The following is a 15,764-nucleotide window of genomic DNA, read 5'->3' as shown; positions in this document are numbered from 1 at the left end:
GAAGGCAAGGCACTTTGCCCGCACGGCTTAGCGCCGACCGCCGCGCAGGCTGAAAGCCCTCAGCCCAAGGTCAGCCCAAGGGTGCAGGCACTGGCGCCGAACGGGCCTGCTCGAAGCGCGCGGCCAGCTCCTTGCGCAGGGTCTTGCGCATGACGGCCGCATTCCAGCGGCGGTGCTCGTCCGTTGTGGACGGCGACAGCCGGGGCACCTGCACGGGCTTGCGCGCCTCGTCCACCGCCACCATCGTGAAAAAGCAGCTGTTCACATGCCGCACCACCTGCGAGCGAATGTCTTCGGCCACCACCTTGATGCCCACCTCCATCGACGACGAGCCCGTGTAGTTGACGCTGGCCAGAAACGTCACCAGCTCGCCCACATGGATGGGCTGCAGAAACATCACCTGGTCCACGCTCAGCGTGACCACGTAGCAGGCCGAATAGCGGCTGGCGCACGAATACGCCACCTGGTCGAGCAGCTTGAGAATGGCGCCGCCGTGCACGTTGCCCGAAAAATTGGCCATGTCGGGGGTCATCAGCACGGTCATGCTGAGCTGGTGGGATGGGATGTTCATGCTCTGATTTTAAAAGCCCGCCCGCGCTCACCGGGCAAAATTGCCGTTTCCGCTTCCACCCCCATCACCCCCGTGCCCATTCCTTTTTACGACGCCATCGTCATCGGCGCCGGCGCCGCCGGCCTGTTCTGCGCCGCCCAGGCCGGCCAGCGCGGCCTGAACGTTTTGCTCATCGACCACGCCGACAAGGTGGCCGAGAAGATCCGCATCTCGGGCGGCGGGCGCTGCAACTTCACCAACCGCGACCTCGACCCCTCGGCGCCGCACAAACACTTCGTGGGGCAAAACCCGCAATTCTGCCGCTCGGCGCTGTCGCGCTACACGCCTGCGGACTTCATCGCGCTGGTGCAAAAGCACGGCATCGCCTTTCATGAAAAGCACAAGGGCCAGCTGTTTGCCGACCGCTCGGCCGAGGACATCATCGCCATGCTGCTGGCCGAGTGCGCGGCGGGTGGCGTGACCCGCTGGCAGCCTTGCGGTGTAAAAAATATAGTGTTTTTGGCCTCAAGTGCAGATCCATCAAGCGCTGGCAGCTATCAAATTGATACCGACCGGGGCCCGGTGCGGGCGCACTCGCTGGTGATTGCCACGGGCGGGCTGTCCATTCCCAAGATCGGCGCCACCGACTTTGGCTACCGGCTCGCGCAGCAGTTCAACGTCCCGCTCATCGAGCGCCGTCCGGGCCTGGTGCCGCTGACCTTTGACGGCGCGGGCTGGGCGCCCTATGCGCAGCTGGCCGGGCTGGCGCTGCCGGTGCAGATCAGCACGGGGGCCAAGAAAAATCGCATGGCCTTTGACGAAGACCTGCTGTTCACCCACCGGGGGCTGTCGGGCCCTGCGGTGCTGCAAATCTCCAGCTACTGGCAAGAGGGCACACCGCTGGCCATCAACCTGGCGCCCACGGTCGATTTGCCCGCTGCGTTGGCGCAAGGCAAGGCCCGCTCAAAGAAGCTGATTGCCAACGAGCTGGCCACGCTGGTCCCCAGCCGTCTGGCCGATGCCTGGGCGGGGCGCGAGGCCGACTGGCAGCGGCCCATCAACGAGGCCAGCGACAAGGCGCTAGCCCGTCTGGCCGAGCAGCTGGCGCGCTGGGAGCTGACGCCCACCGGCACCGAGGGCTACAAAAAGGCCGAGGTCACACTGGGCGGCGTGGACACGCGCGTGCTGTCGCAGCAGACCATGGAGTGCAAGACGCAGCCGGGCCTGTACTTCATCGGCGAAGTGGTGGACGTGACGGGCTGGCTGGGCGGCTACAACTTCCAGTGGGCCTGGGCCAGCGCCCATGCATGCGCCCAGGCGCTGCCAATGGCGGAGGCCATGGCGCACTGACAAGTCAACGCTCCGTCAAGCGGCCGCCAGCACCTCGCGCACCGGCACTCCCGACGGCCAGTGCTGGCAGGCCCAGGCCTCAAGCTCTGGCACCGGCAGCGGGCGGCTGAAGTGGTAGCCCTGCAGCTCCTCGCAGTCCAGCGCGCTCAGCACCTGGGCCGTGGCCAGGTCTTCGACGCCCTCGGCCACGATCTTGAGGCCCAACGTATGGCCCAGGGCGATGATGGCGCGGGTGATGGCCATGTCGGCGGGGTTGGTCAGCATGTCGTGCACAAAGGACTTGTCCACCTTGAGCCGGTCGACGTCGAAACGCTTGAGGTAGGCCAGGCTGGAATACCCCGTGCCAAAGTCGTCGATGGACAGCTGCACGCCCAGCAGCTTGAGCGCCGCCAGCTGCAGCTCGGACGCATGGGCGTTGTCCATCAACTGGGACTCGGTGATCTCCAGCTCCAGCCGGTGGGCGGGCATGCCGGTGCGGGCCAGCAGCGCCTCGATGTCGGTCACCAGCGATGGGTCGGACATCTGCGCGGCCGACAGGTTGACCGAGATCGACACCTGGGCCAAGGGGTGTAGCGCCACGGCGTCGCCCGGGCCCGGGTCTAGCGCCAGGTTTTGCCAGCGCACCCACTGCTCGCAGGCCTGCTGCAGCACCCAGCTGCCAATGGCGCGGATCATGCCGGTCTCTTCGGCGATGGGGATGAATTCGCTGGGCGGGATGGCGCCCAGCACCGGGCTGGTCCAGCGCAGCAGGGCCTCCACGCCCAGCAGCTGGGCGCCTTTGGCGCTCAGGCGGGGCTGGTAGTGCAGGCTCAGTTCGTTGCGCTCCAGCGCACGGCGCAGGTGCTGCTCCATGGTCTGGCGGGCCACGGCGCGCTGGTCGGTCTCCATCGAATAGAACCGCGCCATGTCGCGCCCGGTGGTCTTGGCCTCGTACATGGCGGCGTCGGCGCGGCGCATGAGTTCGTCGATGTCGCTGCCGTCCTCGGGGTACACGGCGATGCCCACGCTGCAGGACACGTTCAGCTCGTGCCCTTCCACCGGATGGCTCTGGCGGATGAGCGGGATCAGCCGCCGCTCCACCAGCTGCTGCACATCCTCGCGCCCTGTCACGTCACGCATCACCACCACGAACTCATCGCCCCCCAGGCGGCTCACGGTGTCGCGGCTGCGCACGGCCTGGGTAAGGCGCGCCGCCACCGAGCGCAGCAGGCCGTCGCCAATGTGGTGGCCCAACGTATCGTTGATGGCCTTGAAGCGGTCCAGGTCGATGAACAGCACGGCCACCTTTTCGCCCGTGATGGGCGCCTGCGCCAGCGCCAGCTGCAGGCGCTGCACGCACAGTGAACGGTTGGGCAGCTCGGTGAGCACGTCGTGGTGGGCCAGAAACTGGATGCGCTCCTCGCTGCGCTTGCGGTCGGTGATGTCGATGGCAATGCCGATGTGGTTGGCCACGCCTGCACTGTTGTCATGGCCCTTGCCCTCGCGCACGGCCGACACCATGAGCCAGGCCGGATAGGTCTCGCCCGAACGGCGGCGAAACCGCACCTCGCCCTGCCAGGACTCCTTGTCGAGCATGGTGCGCTGGATCTGCGCCGACAGCGGCTCGGCGCCCGCCTCGTCCAGCAAAAAGCCCAGGTCCTCGCCGATGACTTCGTAGAAGTCGTAGTGCGTGCTGCGGCAGAACGCCTTGTTCACGCTGATGATCTGCTGCTCGGCGTTCATGATGATGATGCCCTCCGACGAGGCCTCGAACACCTTGGCCCACAGCTCCAGGCGCTGCTCCATCACCTTGAGCACGTTGATGGGCGTGAACGCCGTGAGCACCGAGTCGCGCCCCTGGAACTGCAGGCGCCGCGCCGACAGCACGGCCCACGATGGCTCGGGGCTGCCCTTCCAGCGCACTTCAAATTCATCAACCGAGCCATGGTCCGCCAGGCGCTGGAAGAAGCGCGCACGCACGCCAGGCTCCAGCCCAACGGCCCAGGGGTCGGTCTTTCGGCCGCCCAGCCAGTGGGCGGCGGGCGCGTTGAAGTGCAACACCTCATGCTCGGGCACCGAGGTGACGACCATGGGGATAGGGAAGGCCTCCACCAGCTCGCGCTGGGCCTCGGCCGCGCGGGCGCTGGCGGCCAGCTCCTGCTGCAGCAGGCGTTCGCGGTCGAGCTGGGCCAGCATTTCGTTGAAGGCCGTGACCAGGCGGCCAATCTCGTCACGGCTGACCCAGTGCGCGCGCAGCGTGTGGTCGCCGCTCTTGCGCACCTCGTCGGCCACGCGGGCCAGCTGCTGCAGCGGCTTGGCAATCTGCCGGGCCACCAGCGTCACCAGGCTCAGGATGCAGCCCAGCAGCACCAGCGCCGTGCCCAGGTGCAGCCACATGCGGGCAAACAGGCTGTCTACGCGCTGGTTCAGCAAACGCTCCAGGTCCACAATGCCCACCGACCAGGCATCGTGCAACGCACCCAGCACCAGGGCCTCCTGCACGCCCACCTGCGCCACCGTCAGGCGTGACTCGCCCGAAGCAATACCTTGCAGCAGTGCCTGAAAGCCCTCTTGTGCCGCCTTCAGCGCCTCGCGCTGGCGTACCAGCGCGGCGCGCATCTCGGGCGATCCGGCAATGAAGGCCTGGTTGTAGTCCGACTCGATGCCCAGCATCACCGCATCCAGCCGCCCCACCAGCGTCAGCAGCTCCGATGACCACTGCGGCCCGCGCCGCGACGGCGCCGCGTTCAAAAAACTGACGGTGTCATGCACCGCCTGCAGCAGCTCGGGAAACCGCAGCACCACCAACGACATGACGTAGTAGCTGTCCAGGTCTGGGTCCAGGATCAGGTTGGACTGGTTGCCCACGGTGGTGAGCAGCTCGCGCCCCTCGCGCAGCAGCTGGCTGCGCAGGTGGGTGAGCGACTGCCCATCACCGCCCGCACCACCCTCGGCTGCGCGCCCCACCAGCGCTTTCAACGCCGAACCAAAGCGCTGCCCGGCATCGGCCGTGCGCAGTTGCTCGTCGTGTGCCGCACGCACAGTGTCCAGCCGGGTCAGTACATCGGCCACCAGCGGTGGCTGCTGCGATGCGTCCAGAAACTGCCCCATCAGCCCGTCGCGCACCACGGCGGCATAGGTGGTGCCCACCACTTCCTTGCGCGTGAAGTCAATGGCCAGGTATTTTTCGTGAATCAGGATGCTGGAGACGTAGATCACCGCCGTCAGATCCAGCAGATAGATGAGCATGAGCTTGCGGCCCACACTGAGTCGGCCCAGCCAACCCGATACGCGGTGCGTGAATGCCATGGTGTCTGCGGCGGGAGCCGCCCGGGCAGCTGGCCAGGGCACCCCACCGATGAATAAGAGTGTTACAGCATGAAGCAACTTCCGCGCCATTGCAGCGCCGCCCGCGAGATGCCATCCTGGCGCGGTGTCTGCGGACCGACGGGCGGCCCTTGTACAGGCGCGGATAAAGGCTATAATCTCCGGCTTTGCTGGCAATGCCCCGTCGGCCAAATACTAGTTACAGACGGGGAAACCGCTTTGTACGGACTTGAGGCCCGATCTCCCCAAGCCCCTCTGCAGGCACCATTTGGAAAACATTAGCTAATGACTACGATCCGCGTAAAAGAAAACGAACCCTTTGACGTTGCACTGCGCCGCTTCAAGCGCACCATTGAAAAGCTCGGCCTGCTGACCGACCTGCGCGCCCGCGAGTTCTATGAAAAGCCCACCGCCGAGCGCAAGCGCAAGAAGGCCGCCGCCGTGAAGCGCCACTACAAGCGCGTTCGCAGCATGCAACTGCCCAAGAAGATGTACTGATCTTCGGACCCCAAGCCTGCTTGGGTCCCAAAACCCGCGCTAGGGACGCCAAGCGCGGGTTTTTGTTTTTTCGGGTTTGCCAAAAGGCTTTCTGGCGTCGTTGCAACGCCTTGCCGTAGCTGGACTACTGTCTGCGGCGTTGCGCCTAGCCAGAAAACCTTTTGGCAAACCCTGTCCCTTCCACCCTCTTTCTGAAGGAAGCCGCCATGAGCCTCAAAGACCAGATCACCGAAGACATGAAAACCGCCATGCGCGCCAAGGACAGCGAGCGCCTGGGCACCATCCGCCTGCTGCAGGCCGCGATGAAGCAAAAGGAAGTGGACGAACGCGTCGTGCTGGACGATGCGGCCATCGTCGCCATCGTGGACAAGCTCATCAAGCAGCGCAAGGACAGCATCACCGCCTTTGAAGGCGCGGGCCGCCAGGACCTGGCCGACAAGGAAAAATCCGAAATGGCCGTGCTGCAGGCCTACCTGCCCGAGCGCATGTCGGCCGATGAAACCCTGACCGCCGTGAAAGCCATCGTGGCCGAGCTGGGCGCTGAACTTGGACGCGGTGTGGGCCCCGGCGACATGGGCAAGGTGATGGGCGTGGTCAAGACCCGCCTGGCCGGCAAGGCCGACATGGGCCAGGTCTCGGCGGCTGTGAAGGCCGCGCTGGCGGGCTGATTGATGGAGATAACCCCGGCTGGCCACACAACGGTCGGTATTATTTTGATAGCTGCCAGCGCTTGCTAGACAAGGGCTAGCGGCTATTTTCGCTTTCATTTCGCGTGATCTGCAGCGCCTGCGCCGCCGCAGTCTGCGAACGCCATCACAGCGAGGCCGCACATGCCGGATCCGGGTCTGCGCAGCGTGCCAAGCTAGAGGTGAAAATCACCCGCGGCTTCCGGCTGATAAAGCACTTTGTCAATCCGGATATGGCAGGTTCGGTTCGGAATCCGCCAGCTGAAGGCATCGCCCTCCTTGTAGCCCAGGATCGCGGTGCCGATGCCGGAGCTCACCGACAGTTTCCCGGCACGTTCGTCCGCATCCTCTGGGTAAACCAGCGCAACTTCCACCTTCTCGTCGTCCACCTGCAGCAAGGCCTTGGAGTTCATCGTCACGACATCCTCCGCCACATTCCATGGATCGACGACGATGGCCCGCTCGATCTCATGCTCCAGCTCAAAAATATCCGAACCCCGTTCGAGCTCGACCAGGCTCCTGAGCCGGGCCTTGTCGATCTCGGTGATGTAGATATCCGAGGCATGAACTGCAGGGCTTTCGCGCAAGAGCCGCAGATAGCGCTCCGAGCTCATGACAAACGACTTCATCGCAGGCGTTTCGTTTTCCAGCAGAAAGCCGCTGTGCAGGAAGGCCTTGATGGATCGCCCGTTGTCCGGGTGGATTTTGGCGATGAGCTTCTCGGCCCGCATGTCGAAGAAGGCGAGCTTCATGCCTTCACGGATGGTGCTGGCGCCGAGCTTGCGGCCCCAGTTGTCGCGGTTGCCGACGACCAGGACCATTTCGCAGTCCGGCCCCGCCTTGACGAGGCGCACGAAGCCGATCGGCACGTCATGCCGGTCGTAGGCCATGAAGAACCGGCCGCCCTGGTTGAACAGATGGGTCAGGATCGGCAACTGGACCCGGCCGATGACCTGCTCGATGAATCGGGAGACATGGCGCGAATCGCTCAGGAAGCGGGTAACTTCCTCATCTTCCAACCAGTCCATCAGAGTGAGCGCATTGGCCCGAGTGATTTCGGGACACAGGGAAATGAAAGGCTTGTTCATCTTCACCACCTTTGGTTTCAAGAATGAAAGCCTTCCATGGCCGCGGCCATGACGGTTCTTTCGACGAACCGTGCATTTTACCGGGGTACGCGAGCGCGGCAGTTCGATGCTTTACAAAGCCCGTGCGTTGCGTGCCGCCAAGAGGCCCGCGCGCGGGGCGCACTGCCACGGTAGCGCTGCGGCCTCAGGGATTTCGACCTAATATTCAAGCCAAATCGGGCTCTAGCGCTTACCCATCAAGCGCTGACAGCTATCAAAACAAAAGCAGCCCAAAGGCTGCTTCTGCGGTGAAGAGCGTGGCAGAGCGAAGGCTCAGCTGCCCGCCACCTTCATGCGGTTGACCAGGATGGAGCCCACCGTCTTGGCCCCGTAGTTGTAGGCATCTGCGCCCACGGCCTCAATGCCCTTGAGCATGTCCTTGAGGTTGCCAGCGATGGTGATTTCGTGCACCGGGAAGGCGATTTGGCCGTTTTCCACCCAAAAACCGCTGGCGCCGCGCGAGTAGTCGCCCGTCACATAGTTCACGCCCTGGCCCATCAGCTCCACCACAAACAGGCCCGTGCCCAGCTTTTGCAGCATGGCGTCGAGGTTGTCGCTGGCTTGCGTGAGGCGCGAGGTCATCACCAGGTTGTGCGAGCCACCGGCGTTGCCCGTGGTCTTCATGCCCAGCTTGCGCGCCGAGTAGCTGCTGAGGAAATAGCCCTGCACGCGCCCGCCCTGCACCACCTTGCGCGGCGCCACGCGCACGCCCTCTTCGTCAAAGGGCGAGCTGCCCTTGCCGCGCGGCACAAAGGGGTCTTCCAGAATGTCGATGTGCTTGGGGAAGACCATCTTGCCCAGCGAGTCGAGCAGAAAGCTGCTCTTGCGATACAGCGCGCCGCCGCTCACGGCCTGCACAAAACCGCCCAGCAGGCCTGCGGCCAGCGTGGATTCAAACAGCACCGGGCATTGCGTGGTGGGGATCTTGCGGCTGCCCAGGCGGCTCAAGGCGCGCTGCGCGGCGTAGCGGCCCACGGCCTCGGGCGAGGCCAGTTCGGCGGCGTCGCGCATGGAGCTGTACCAGGCGTCGCGCTGCATCTCGGCATTGCGGCCGGGCAGCGAGGCGATGGGCGACACCGAAAAGCTGTGGCGCGAGCTGGCATAGCCACCGCGAAAGCCGCGCGTGTGCGCGCTGAAAAAATGGCTTTGCTGGGCCGACACGCCCGCACCCTCGCTGTTGGTGATGCGGCGGTGGGTCTTGAGGGCTGCGGCCTCGCACTCCATGGCCAGGTGGGCCGCCTGCTCGCTGTCGATGGCCCAGGGGTGGAACAGGTCCAGGTCGCGGTGGGAATCGGGTGGCGCAATGTCGTCGGCATCGGGCAGACCGGCCATGGGGTCTTCGGCGGTGAAGCGGGCGATGTCGTAGGCGGCCTGCACGGTCTGCTCGATGGCCTTGTCCGAGAAGTCGGAGGTGCTGGCGTTGCCGCGGCGGTGGCCGATGTAGACCGTCACGCCCAGCGACTTGTCGCGGTTGCGTTCCACGTTCTCCAGCTCGCCCTTGCGCACGCTGACCGACAGGCCGCAGCCCTCGGACGCCTCGGCGCCCGCATCGGTGGCGCCCAGCTTCTTGGCGTGGGCCAGCGCGCGGTCCACCAGGCCTTCAAAGAACGGGCGGCTGTAGCTGAAACCGCGTTCCGGAGCGGAAGATTGGGCAGCGGCGGGGGCGGTGGCCGCAGTGCCGGAAGCGCGCGCGGCGCGATTGGAGGGTTTGTTCATAGCGGCGGCTATGATACTTGCCGCTGTGGTGCGCGCTGCGCCACCTCTCTCTTTGCCCCCACCCATGTCACGCAAACCCAAAAAAGGCTACTTTGTGCGAGGCCAGTTCGTTGCCGAAGGCAGCGAAATGGACATTCAGCTCAAGGCCGAACTCAAAGGCACGCCCGATGCCAGCCGCACCGATCTCAAGCGCGAAAGCGATGAGCTGCAAGACCTGGGCAAAGAGCTTTTGAGCCTGCGCACCGACCTGTTCGAAGCCGTGGGTCTGCCCGACAAGCTGGTGGACGCGCTGGCCGAGGCCAAGCGCATCACCAACTTCGAGGGCAAGCGCCGCCAGATGCAATATGTGGGCAAGCTCATGCGCAAGCTCGAACCCGAACTGGTGCAAGCGGCACGCCAAGCGCTGGAAGAGCAGCACAAGGGCTCGGCCAGCGAAAAGCTGTCGCTGCACCTGGCCGAGCACTGGCGCGACCGGCTGATTGCCGATGACGAAGCCCTGGCCCCCTGGATGGCCGAGCACCCCGACACCGACACGCAGCAGCTGCGCGCCCTGGTCCGCCAGGCGCGCAAGGATGCAACGCCGGCTGGCAAGACCGCCAATGTGCAGGTCTCGCAGGGCCTGGCCCCGCGCAAGGGCCGGGCCTACCGCGAGCTGTTCCAGCTGGTGCGCGAGCACCTGGGCGGCGCGGCCGGTGCAGAAGAAGAAATGCCCGAGGGCGAAGACGGCGACGACGAGGCCCGCGATGACTGAACCGCGCCACGACCCGGTCAAGATCGGCATCGTCTCGATCAGTGATCGCGCCAGCACCGGCGTGTATGAAGACAAGGGCCTGCCCGCCCTGCAGGACTGGCTTAACCGCGCCCTGCTCAACCCCGTCACGTTCGAGCCCCGCCTGATCCCCGACGAACAGGACACCATCAGCGCCACGCTGATCGCGCTGGTGCAGGAGGGCTGCAGCCTGGTGCTGACCACTGGCGGCACCGGCCCCGCCCTGCGCGACGTGACGCCCGAGGCCACGCTGGCCGTGGCGCACAAGGAGATGCCGGGCTTTGGCGAGCAGATGCGCCAGATCTCGTTGCGCTTCGTGCCCACCGCCATCCTCTCGCGCCAGGTGGCCGTGGTGCGCGACCAGAGCCTCATCATCAACCTGCCCGGCCAGCCCAAGGCGATTGCCGAAACGCTGGAAGGCCTCAAGGATGCGACCGGCGCGCAACTCGTGCCGGGCATCTTTGCCGCCGTGCCCTACTGTGTGGACCTGATTGGCGGGCCTTACCTGGAAACGCGCGACGCGGTCTGCAAAGCCTTTCGGCCCAAATCGGCGGTGCGCACGCGCTGAGAGGCGGTGAATCTTTTTCACATACCCGAGCAGCCCACTCAGGCGCCGCTGCGCCGCAGACATGTGGTCAGAGTAAGGTGAGTTCTTCACTCAATGGAGACCCCCATGACCGCCATGATGAAAGCCGCTGTTTTTGTTGAAAAAGGCCGCATCGAGCTGGCCGACAAGCCCATCCCCGACGTCGGCCCCAACGATGCGCTGGTGCGCATCACCACCACCACCATCTGCGGCACCGACGTGCACATCCTCAAGGGCGAATACCCCGTGGCCAAGGGCCTGACGGTGGGGCATGAACCCGTGGGCGTAATCGAAAAACTGGGCAGTGCCGTGCAGGGCTACACCGAGGGCCAGCGCGTGATTGCGGGCGCCATCTGCCCCAACTTCAACTCGTATGCCGCGCAGGATGGCGCACCCTCGCAAGACGGCAGCTACCTGGTGGCGCGCGGCCTGTGCGGCTGTCACGGCTACAAGGCCACGGCCGGCTGGCGCTTTGGCAACCTGATCGACGGCACCCAGGCCGAATATGTGCTGGTGCCCGACGCGCAGGCCAACCTGGCGCCCATCCCCGACGGCCTGACCGACGAGCAGGTGCTGATGTGCCCCGACATCATGTCCACCGGCTTCAAGGGCGCCGAGAACGCCAACATCCGCATCGGCGACACGGTGGTGGTGTTCGCGCAGGGGCCGATTGGCCTGTGCGCCACGGCGGGCGCGCGCCTGCTGGGCGCCACCACCATCATCGCGGTGGATGGCAACGACCACCGCCTGGGCATCGCCAAGAAGATGGGCGCCGACGTGACGCTGAACTTCCGCAACGTGGACGTGATTGACGAGGTGATGAAACTCACCGGCGGCAAGGGCGCCGACAGCTCCATCGAGGCGCTGGGCACCCAGGCCACGTTTGCGCAGGCCATGAAGGTGCTCAAGCCCGGCGGCACGCTGTCGAGCCTGGGCGTGTATTCCGAAGACCTGACCATCCCGCTGGCGCAGTTTGCTGCCGGCCTGGGCGACCACACCATCCGCACCGCGCTGTGCCCCGGCGGCAAAGAGCGCATGCGCCGCCTGATGAACGTGGTGGCATCGAGCCGCCTCGACCTGGGCGTGCTGGTCACGCACCACTACAAGCTCAACGACATCGTGGCGGCCTACGACCTGTTCTCCCACCAGCGCGACGGGGTGCTGAAGGTGGCGATCAAGCCGTTTTGAACCGCGACTGAACCGCGGCCAACACCCTACTTGCCCACGAGGTCGTTGAGCTTGCCCGCCTCGAACTGCTCCTTGAGCGCCGCGCCATCGGGCACGCAATCGCCCGTCTTGACGCACTCGGACAGCTTCTCGATGGCCTGCCACAGCAGCGCGATCTGGTGCTCTTGCGAGGAAGCGTTGTCGATCAGGCCGCGCATGGCCTGCGACAGCGGGTCGTCCTCTTGCGTGATGCCATAGGCCGTGAACTTGCGCGCCTGGTGCGGCTCGGTCACGTCGGCGCTGTGGCCTTCCTTGGACGGGATGATGCGCGCCGGAATGCCCACCGCCGTGGCCCCCGCCGGCACGGGCTTGATGACCACGGCGTTGCTGCCGATTTTTGCGCCGTCGCCCACCTCAAAGCCGCCCAACACCTTGGCACCGGCGCTCACCACCACATCGCGGCCCAGCGTGGGGTGGCGCTTGGCGCCCTTGTAGAGCGAGGTGCCGCCCAGCGTGACGCCCTGGTAGATGGTGCAGCCGTCGCCGATTTCGGCCGTCTCGCCCACCACCACGCCCATGGCATGGTCGAAAAAAACACGTTCACCCAGCTTGGCACCCGGATGGATCTCGATGCCCGTGAACCAGCGCGCGCAATGCGAGATGAAGCGCCCCAGCCACTTGAAGCCATGGCCCCAGCACCAGTGCGCCGGGCGGTGCAGCCACACCGCGTGCAGGCCGGGATAGCAGGTAATCACCTCCCAGGTACTGCGCGCCGCAGGGTCGCGATCAAGGATGCACTGGATGTCGGAACGCAGGCGGGCAAACATGGCTTGGTTGTTTTTGGAATATGGAAATGCAGTCTAGCGCTTTGCCTGTGCCGTCTCGAGCATGGCTTTGGCGACACCACGCAGGATGTGGATTTCTTCCGGGCTCAGTTGCGCGCGGTTGAAAAGCTGGTTCAGGCGCGGCATGAGCTTCTTGGGCGCGGAGGGGTCAAGAAAACCGATGCCGGTGAGCGCCTGCTCCCAGTGGGCCAGCATGCCGGCCACCTGTGCGGCATCGGCCTGCACGCGGGCGGGGGTGGCATTTTGCACGGCAAAACCACCCAGCGCCTGGCGCCACTCATAGGCAATCACCTGGATGGCGGCACCCAGGTTGAGCGAGCCAAACCCCGGGTTGGTGGGAATGGAAAGCGCCACATGGCAGCGGTACACATCCTCGTTGGCCATGCCAAAACGCTCGGAGCCGAACAGAAAGGCCACACCCGATGGAGCCGCCGCAGCCTCGACATTTGAAGCGTTTTTGGCCTCTAGCGCTTGCCCATCCAGCGCAAGCTGCTCTTTTTTCAATACCATTTCAAAATGCGCCCGGGGGCTGGCCGTGGGCGGCCCAAAGTCACGCGGCGTCATGGCGGTGGCGCACAGGTGGCTCATGCCGTCCAGGGCTTCATCGAGCGTGGCGACGATGCGGGCGTTTTCCAGCACATCCAGGGCACCGCTGGCGCGCTGGATGGTTTCCTCGCGCCGCAGCACGTTGGGCCAGCGCGGCGCCACCAGCACCAGGTCGTCAAAACCCATGGTTTTCATGGCGCGGGCGGCAGCGCCCACATTGCCGGCATGGCTGGTTTGAATAAGGATGAAACGGGTACGCATGGAAAAATCAGAGAGGAACGGCGGGCCACCGGGGCATGCGCCATTGTCGCCGCTGGCCGGGCCGGGCTCCCGCCAGCAGGCCGCCAGAAGGCCGCCCGGAGCACAGCGGGTAGAATCTCTCCCCTTGTCGCCGCATCGTCGGTCCAGGCCTTGCACTTCGGCCCCTGTCCTTCTCTCACAATCTATGTCGACCAATCTGCACCCCATGCTCAACGTGGCCATCAAGGCCGCACGCGCCGCCGGCGCCATCATCAACCGCGCGGCCCTGGACGTGGAATCGGTGCGGATCTCGCAAAAGCAGATCAACGACTTCGTGACCGAAGTGGACCACGCGTCCGAAAAAATCATCATCGAGACGCTGCTCACGGCCTACCCCGGCCACGGCATCCTGGCCGAAGAATCGGGCAGCGAATACGGCGCCAAGGATTCCGAGTTTGTCTGGATCATCGACCCGCTGGACGGCACCACCAACTTCATCCACGGCTTTCCCGTCTATTGCGTCAGCATTGCGCTGGCCGTGCGCGGCAAGATTGAGCAGGCCGTCATTTACGACCCCTCGCGCAACGACCTGTTCACGTCCACCAAGGGCCGCGGCGCCTATCTGAACGAGCGCCGCATCCGCGTGAGCAAGCGCACCCAGCTCAAGGACTGCCTGATCTCCACCGGCTTTCCCTTCCGCCCGGGCGACAACTTCAAGAACTACCTGAACATGATGAGCGACGTGATGCAGCGCACGGCCGGCCTGCGCCGCCCCGGCGCCGCCGCGCTCGACCTGGCCTATGTCGCCGCAGGCTTCACCGACGGTTTCTTTGAAACCGGCCTGTCGATCTGGGACGTGGCGGCCGGCTCGCTGCTGGTCACCGAAGCCGGTGGCCTGGTGGGCAATTTCACGGGCGAGGCCGACTTTCTGGAGCAGCGCGAATGCATGGCCGGCAGCCCGCGCATCTATGGCCAGTTGGTGCCGCTTCTGGGCAAATACAGCAAGTTCGCCAGCGCAGGCGACAAGGCCGCCGTGCGCCAGGCGGCTGAGGCAGACGCACCGGCAAACGCTGAGGCCGATGTGGCTGGGGATGTGGACGCCAACGCATCCGCAGCCATCCCACAGGCCGACGCCCCCAAGAGCGACAACGCGCCGTTCTAACGCCGGACACGCATTCGCGTTCAATCACTCCATACCGTTCACGCTGAGCCCCCTCCCCCTGGAGCGGGATCACGCAGGGTCCGGGTACTTCTGGGCGATGCGGCGAAAGTCTTCGGCGAGGTCTACAAAGGCGTCCACCATGTCGGGGGCGAAATGCGCGCCTTTGCCCCGGACGATGATGCCGCAGGCCTGGTCGTGCGAGAAGGCGGGCTTGTAAACACGCTTGCTGATCAGCGCGTCATACACGTCGGCCACGGCCATGAGCCGGGCAGACACGGGAATGGCGTCCCCCGCCAGCCCCTCGGGGTAGCCTGAGCCATCCCACTTTTCCTGGTGGCTGTAGGCGATTTCCTTGGACACGCTGAGAAACGCCACGCGCATGCCCAGCCGGCGCTCCGCATCCTCAATGGCATTGCGGCCCAGCGTGGTGTGGGTTTTCATGATTTCAAACTCTTCCACCGTGAGCTTGCCGGGCTTGAGCAGGATATGGTCGGGAATGCCGATCTTGCCGATGTCGTGCAGCGGGGCCGACTTGTACAGCAGCTCGATCATGCGGTCATTGAGCAGGTGCTCGAAGCGCGGGTGGTGGCGCAGCCGCTCGGCCAGGGTTTTGACATACAGCTGGGTGCGGCGGATGTGGTTGCCGGTTTCGTTGTCGCGAGTTTCGGCCAGCGAGGTCATGGCCATGATGGTCACGTCCTGGATGGCCTGCACCTCCAGCGTGCGCATGGCCACTTCGCGCTCCAGGTAGGCGCTTTTGTCGCGCAGAAAATCGGCCGTGGCCTTGAGCGCCAGGTGGGTGTTGACGCGCGCCAGCAAAATGGCCGGGCTGATGGGCTTGGTGATGTAGTCCACGGCCCCCAGCGCCAGGCCCGCCCGCTCGTCGTCGGGTTCGGAGCGTGCGGTCAGAAAGATCACCGGAATGTCCCGCGTGGCCGACCCGGCCTTGAGGCGCCGACACACTTCATGGCCGTCCATGTCCGGCATCATGATGTCGAGCAAGATCAGATCGGGCGGCGCGCCAGACTGCGCAATCTTGAGCGCCTTCTCGCCATGATTGGCCACCTTGACCAGAAAATGCTCGCGCAGCAGGCTGCCCATCAGGGTGAGGTTTTCCGGTGTGTCGTCCACCACCAGCACCGTGGCGATGGGTTTTTCCACATACTGCGCGAGGCTGGAATAAGAAGGCGCGTTTTCCATGGTCTTTCCCTCAGGT

The 15,764-nt window shown here is 65.1% G+C and carries 14 protein-coding genes; 7 read left to right on the top strand and 7 right to left on the bottom strand.

Features of this window, described 5'->3' with window-relative positions; translation table 11 throughout:
• Nucleotides 1-70 precede the first annotated feature (70 nt).
• Nucleotides 71-571: an acyl-CoA thioesterase gene (locus tag J8G26_RS10145; protein WP_087746867.1), complete on the bottom strand. Its 501-nt coding sequence runs from the start codon at nucleotides 569-571 to the stop codon at nucleotides 71-73.
• Nucleotides 572-643: 72 nt separating this feature from the next.
• Between J8G26_RS10145 and J8G26_RS10140 the strand changes: the two genes are divergently transcribed.
• The gene (locus J8G26_RS10140) at nucleotides 644-1,900 is read left to right on the top strand and encodes an NAD(P)/FAD-dependent oxidoreductase (protein WP_210568828.1); all 1,257 of its coding nucleotides are present in this window, start codon (nucleotides 644-646) and stop codon (nucleotides 1,898-1,900) included.
• A 15-nt stretch (nucleotides 1,901-1,915) separates the two neighbouring features.
• On the opposite strand, the gene J8G26_RS10135 is transcribed toward J8G26_RS10140, so the two are convergent.
• A complete protein-coding gene (locus J8G26_RS10135) occupies nucleotides 1,916-5,188 on the bottom strand; it encodes an EAL domain-containing protein (RefSeq protein WP_210568827.1) in 3,273 nt (1,090 codons plus the stop codon).
• Nucleotides 5,189-5,491: 303 nt separating this feature from the next.
• Between J8G26_RS10135 and rpsU the strand changes: the two genes are divergently transcribed.
• Together rpsU and J8G26_RS10125 are read left to right on the top strand one after the other, a co-directional pair.
• Complete coding sequence (gene rpsU / locus J8G26_RS10130) at nucleotides 5,492-5,704, top strand: 30S ribosomal protein S21 (protein ID WP_005799779.1); 213 nt, start codon at nucleotides 5,492-5,494, stop codon at nucleotides 5,702-5,704.
• A 206-nt stretch (nucleotides 5,705-5,910) separates the two neighbouring features.
• Entirely contained in the window at nucleotides 5,911-6,372 is a 462-nt protein-coding gene (locus tag J8G26_RS10125) for a GatB/YqeY domain-containing protein (protein WP_087746876.1), read from the top strand.
• A gap of 194 nt (nucleotides 6,373-6,566) precedes the next feature.
• On the opposite strand, the gene J8G26_RS10120 is transcribed toward J8G26_RS10125, so the two are convergent.
• Both J8G26_RS10120 and pmbA read right to left on the bottom strand, forming a co-directional pair.
• Nucleotides 6,567-7,478, bottom strand: coding sequence for a bifunctional GNAT family N-acetyltransferase/nucleoside diphosphate kinase regulator (locus J8G26_RS10120; protein ID WP_087748328.1), 912 nt, complete (start codon nucleotides 7,476-7,478; stop codon nucleotides 6,567-6,569).
• A gap of 312 nt (nucleotides 7,479-7,790) precedes the next feature.
• The gene (pmbA, locus tag J8G26_RS10115) at nucleotides 7,791-9,233 is read right to left on the bottom strand and encodes a metalloprotease PmbA (protein ID WP_210568826.1); all 1,443 of its coding nucleotides are present in this window, start codon (nucleotides 9,231-9,233) and stop codon (nucleotides 7,791-7,793) included.
• Between the two features lie 64 nt (nucleotides 9,234-9,297).
• Here pmbA and yjgA point away from each other — a divergent pair, with 64 nt between their 5' ends.
• The 3 genes from yjgA to J8G26_RS10100 all read left to right on the top strand — a co-directional run bounded on the left by yjgA (nucleotide 9,298) and on the right by J8G26_RS10100 (nucleotide 11,776).
• Complete coding sequence (gene yjgA, locus J8G26_RS10110; protein ID WP_210568825.1) at nucleotides 9,298-9,984, top strand: ribosome biogenesis factor YjgA; 687 nt, start codon at nucleotides 9,298-9,300, stop codon at nucleotides 9,982-9,984.
• The gene (gene mog / locus J8G26_RS10105; protein WP_210568824.1) at nucleotides 9,977-10,570 is read left to right on the top strand and encodes a molybdopterin adenylyltransferase; all 594 of its coding nucleotides are present in this window, start codon (nucleotides 9,977-9,979) and stop codon (nucleotides 10,568-10,570) included. Before yjgA ends, mog begins: the two co-directional genes overlap by 8 nt.
• 105 nt (nucleotides 10,571-10,675) lie before the next feature.
• The gene (locus J8G26_RS10100) at nucleotides 10,676-11,776 is read left to right on the top strand and encodes an NAD(P)-dependent alcohol dehydrogenase (protein WP_210568823.1); all 1,101 of its coding nucleotides are present in this window, start codon (nucleotides 10,676-10,678) and stop codon (nucleotides 11,774-11,776) included.
• Between the two features lie 26 nt (nucleotides 11,777-11,802).
• Here J8G26_RS10100 and cysE read toward each other — a convergent pair whose 3' ends face one another.
• Nucleotides 11,803-12,582: a serine O-acetyltransferase gene (gene cysE, locus J8G26_RS10095; RefSeq protein WP_087746893.1), complete on the bottom strand. Its 780-nt coding sequence runs from the start codon at nucleotides 12,580-12,582 to the stop codon at nucleotides 11,803-11,805.
• A 33-nt stretch (nucleotides 12,583-12,615) separates the two neighbouring features.
• Nucleotides 12,616-13,407 (bottom strand): RNA methyltransferase, encoded by a 792-nt coding sequence (locus J8G26_RS10090; RefSeq protein WP_210568822.1) that lies wholly within the window; start codon nucleotides 13,405-13,407, stop codon nucleotides 12,616-12,618.
• 184 nt (nucleotides 13,408-13,591) lie between these two features.
• Here J8G26_RS10090 and J8G26_RS10085 point away from each other — a divergent pair, with 184 nt between their 5' ends.
• Nucleotides 13,592-14,548, top strand: coding sequence for an inositol monophosphatase family protein (locus J8G26_RS10085; protein ID WP_087746898.1), 957 nt, complete (start codon nucleotides 13,592-13,594; stop codon nucleotides 14,546-14,548).
• A gap of 69 nt (nucleotides 14,549-14,617) precedes the next feature.
• On the opposite strand, the gene J8G26_RS10080 is transcribed toward J8G26_RS10085, so the two are convergent.
• A complete protein-coding gene (locus J8G26_RS10080; RefSeq protein ID WP_210568821.1) occupies nucleotides 14,618-15,748 on the bottom strand; it encodes a two-component system response regulator in 1,131 nt (376 codons plus the stop codon).
• Between the last annotated feature and the right edge of the window lie 16 nt (nucleotides 15,749-15,764).

This window comes from Acidovorax sp. JG5 (assembly GCF_017939685.1).
Lineage (GTDB): Bacteria > Pseudomonadota > Gammaproteobacteria > Burkholderiales > Burkholderiaceae_C > Acidovorax.
The sequence above is the reverse complement of the archived record's forward strand: the minus strand, read 5'-3'. Positions and strand labels throughout refer to the sequence as shown.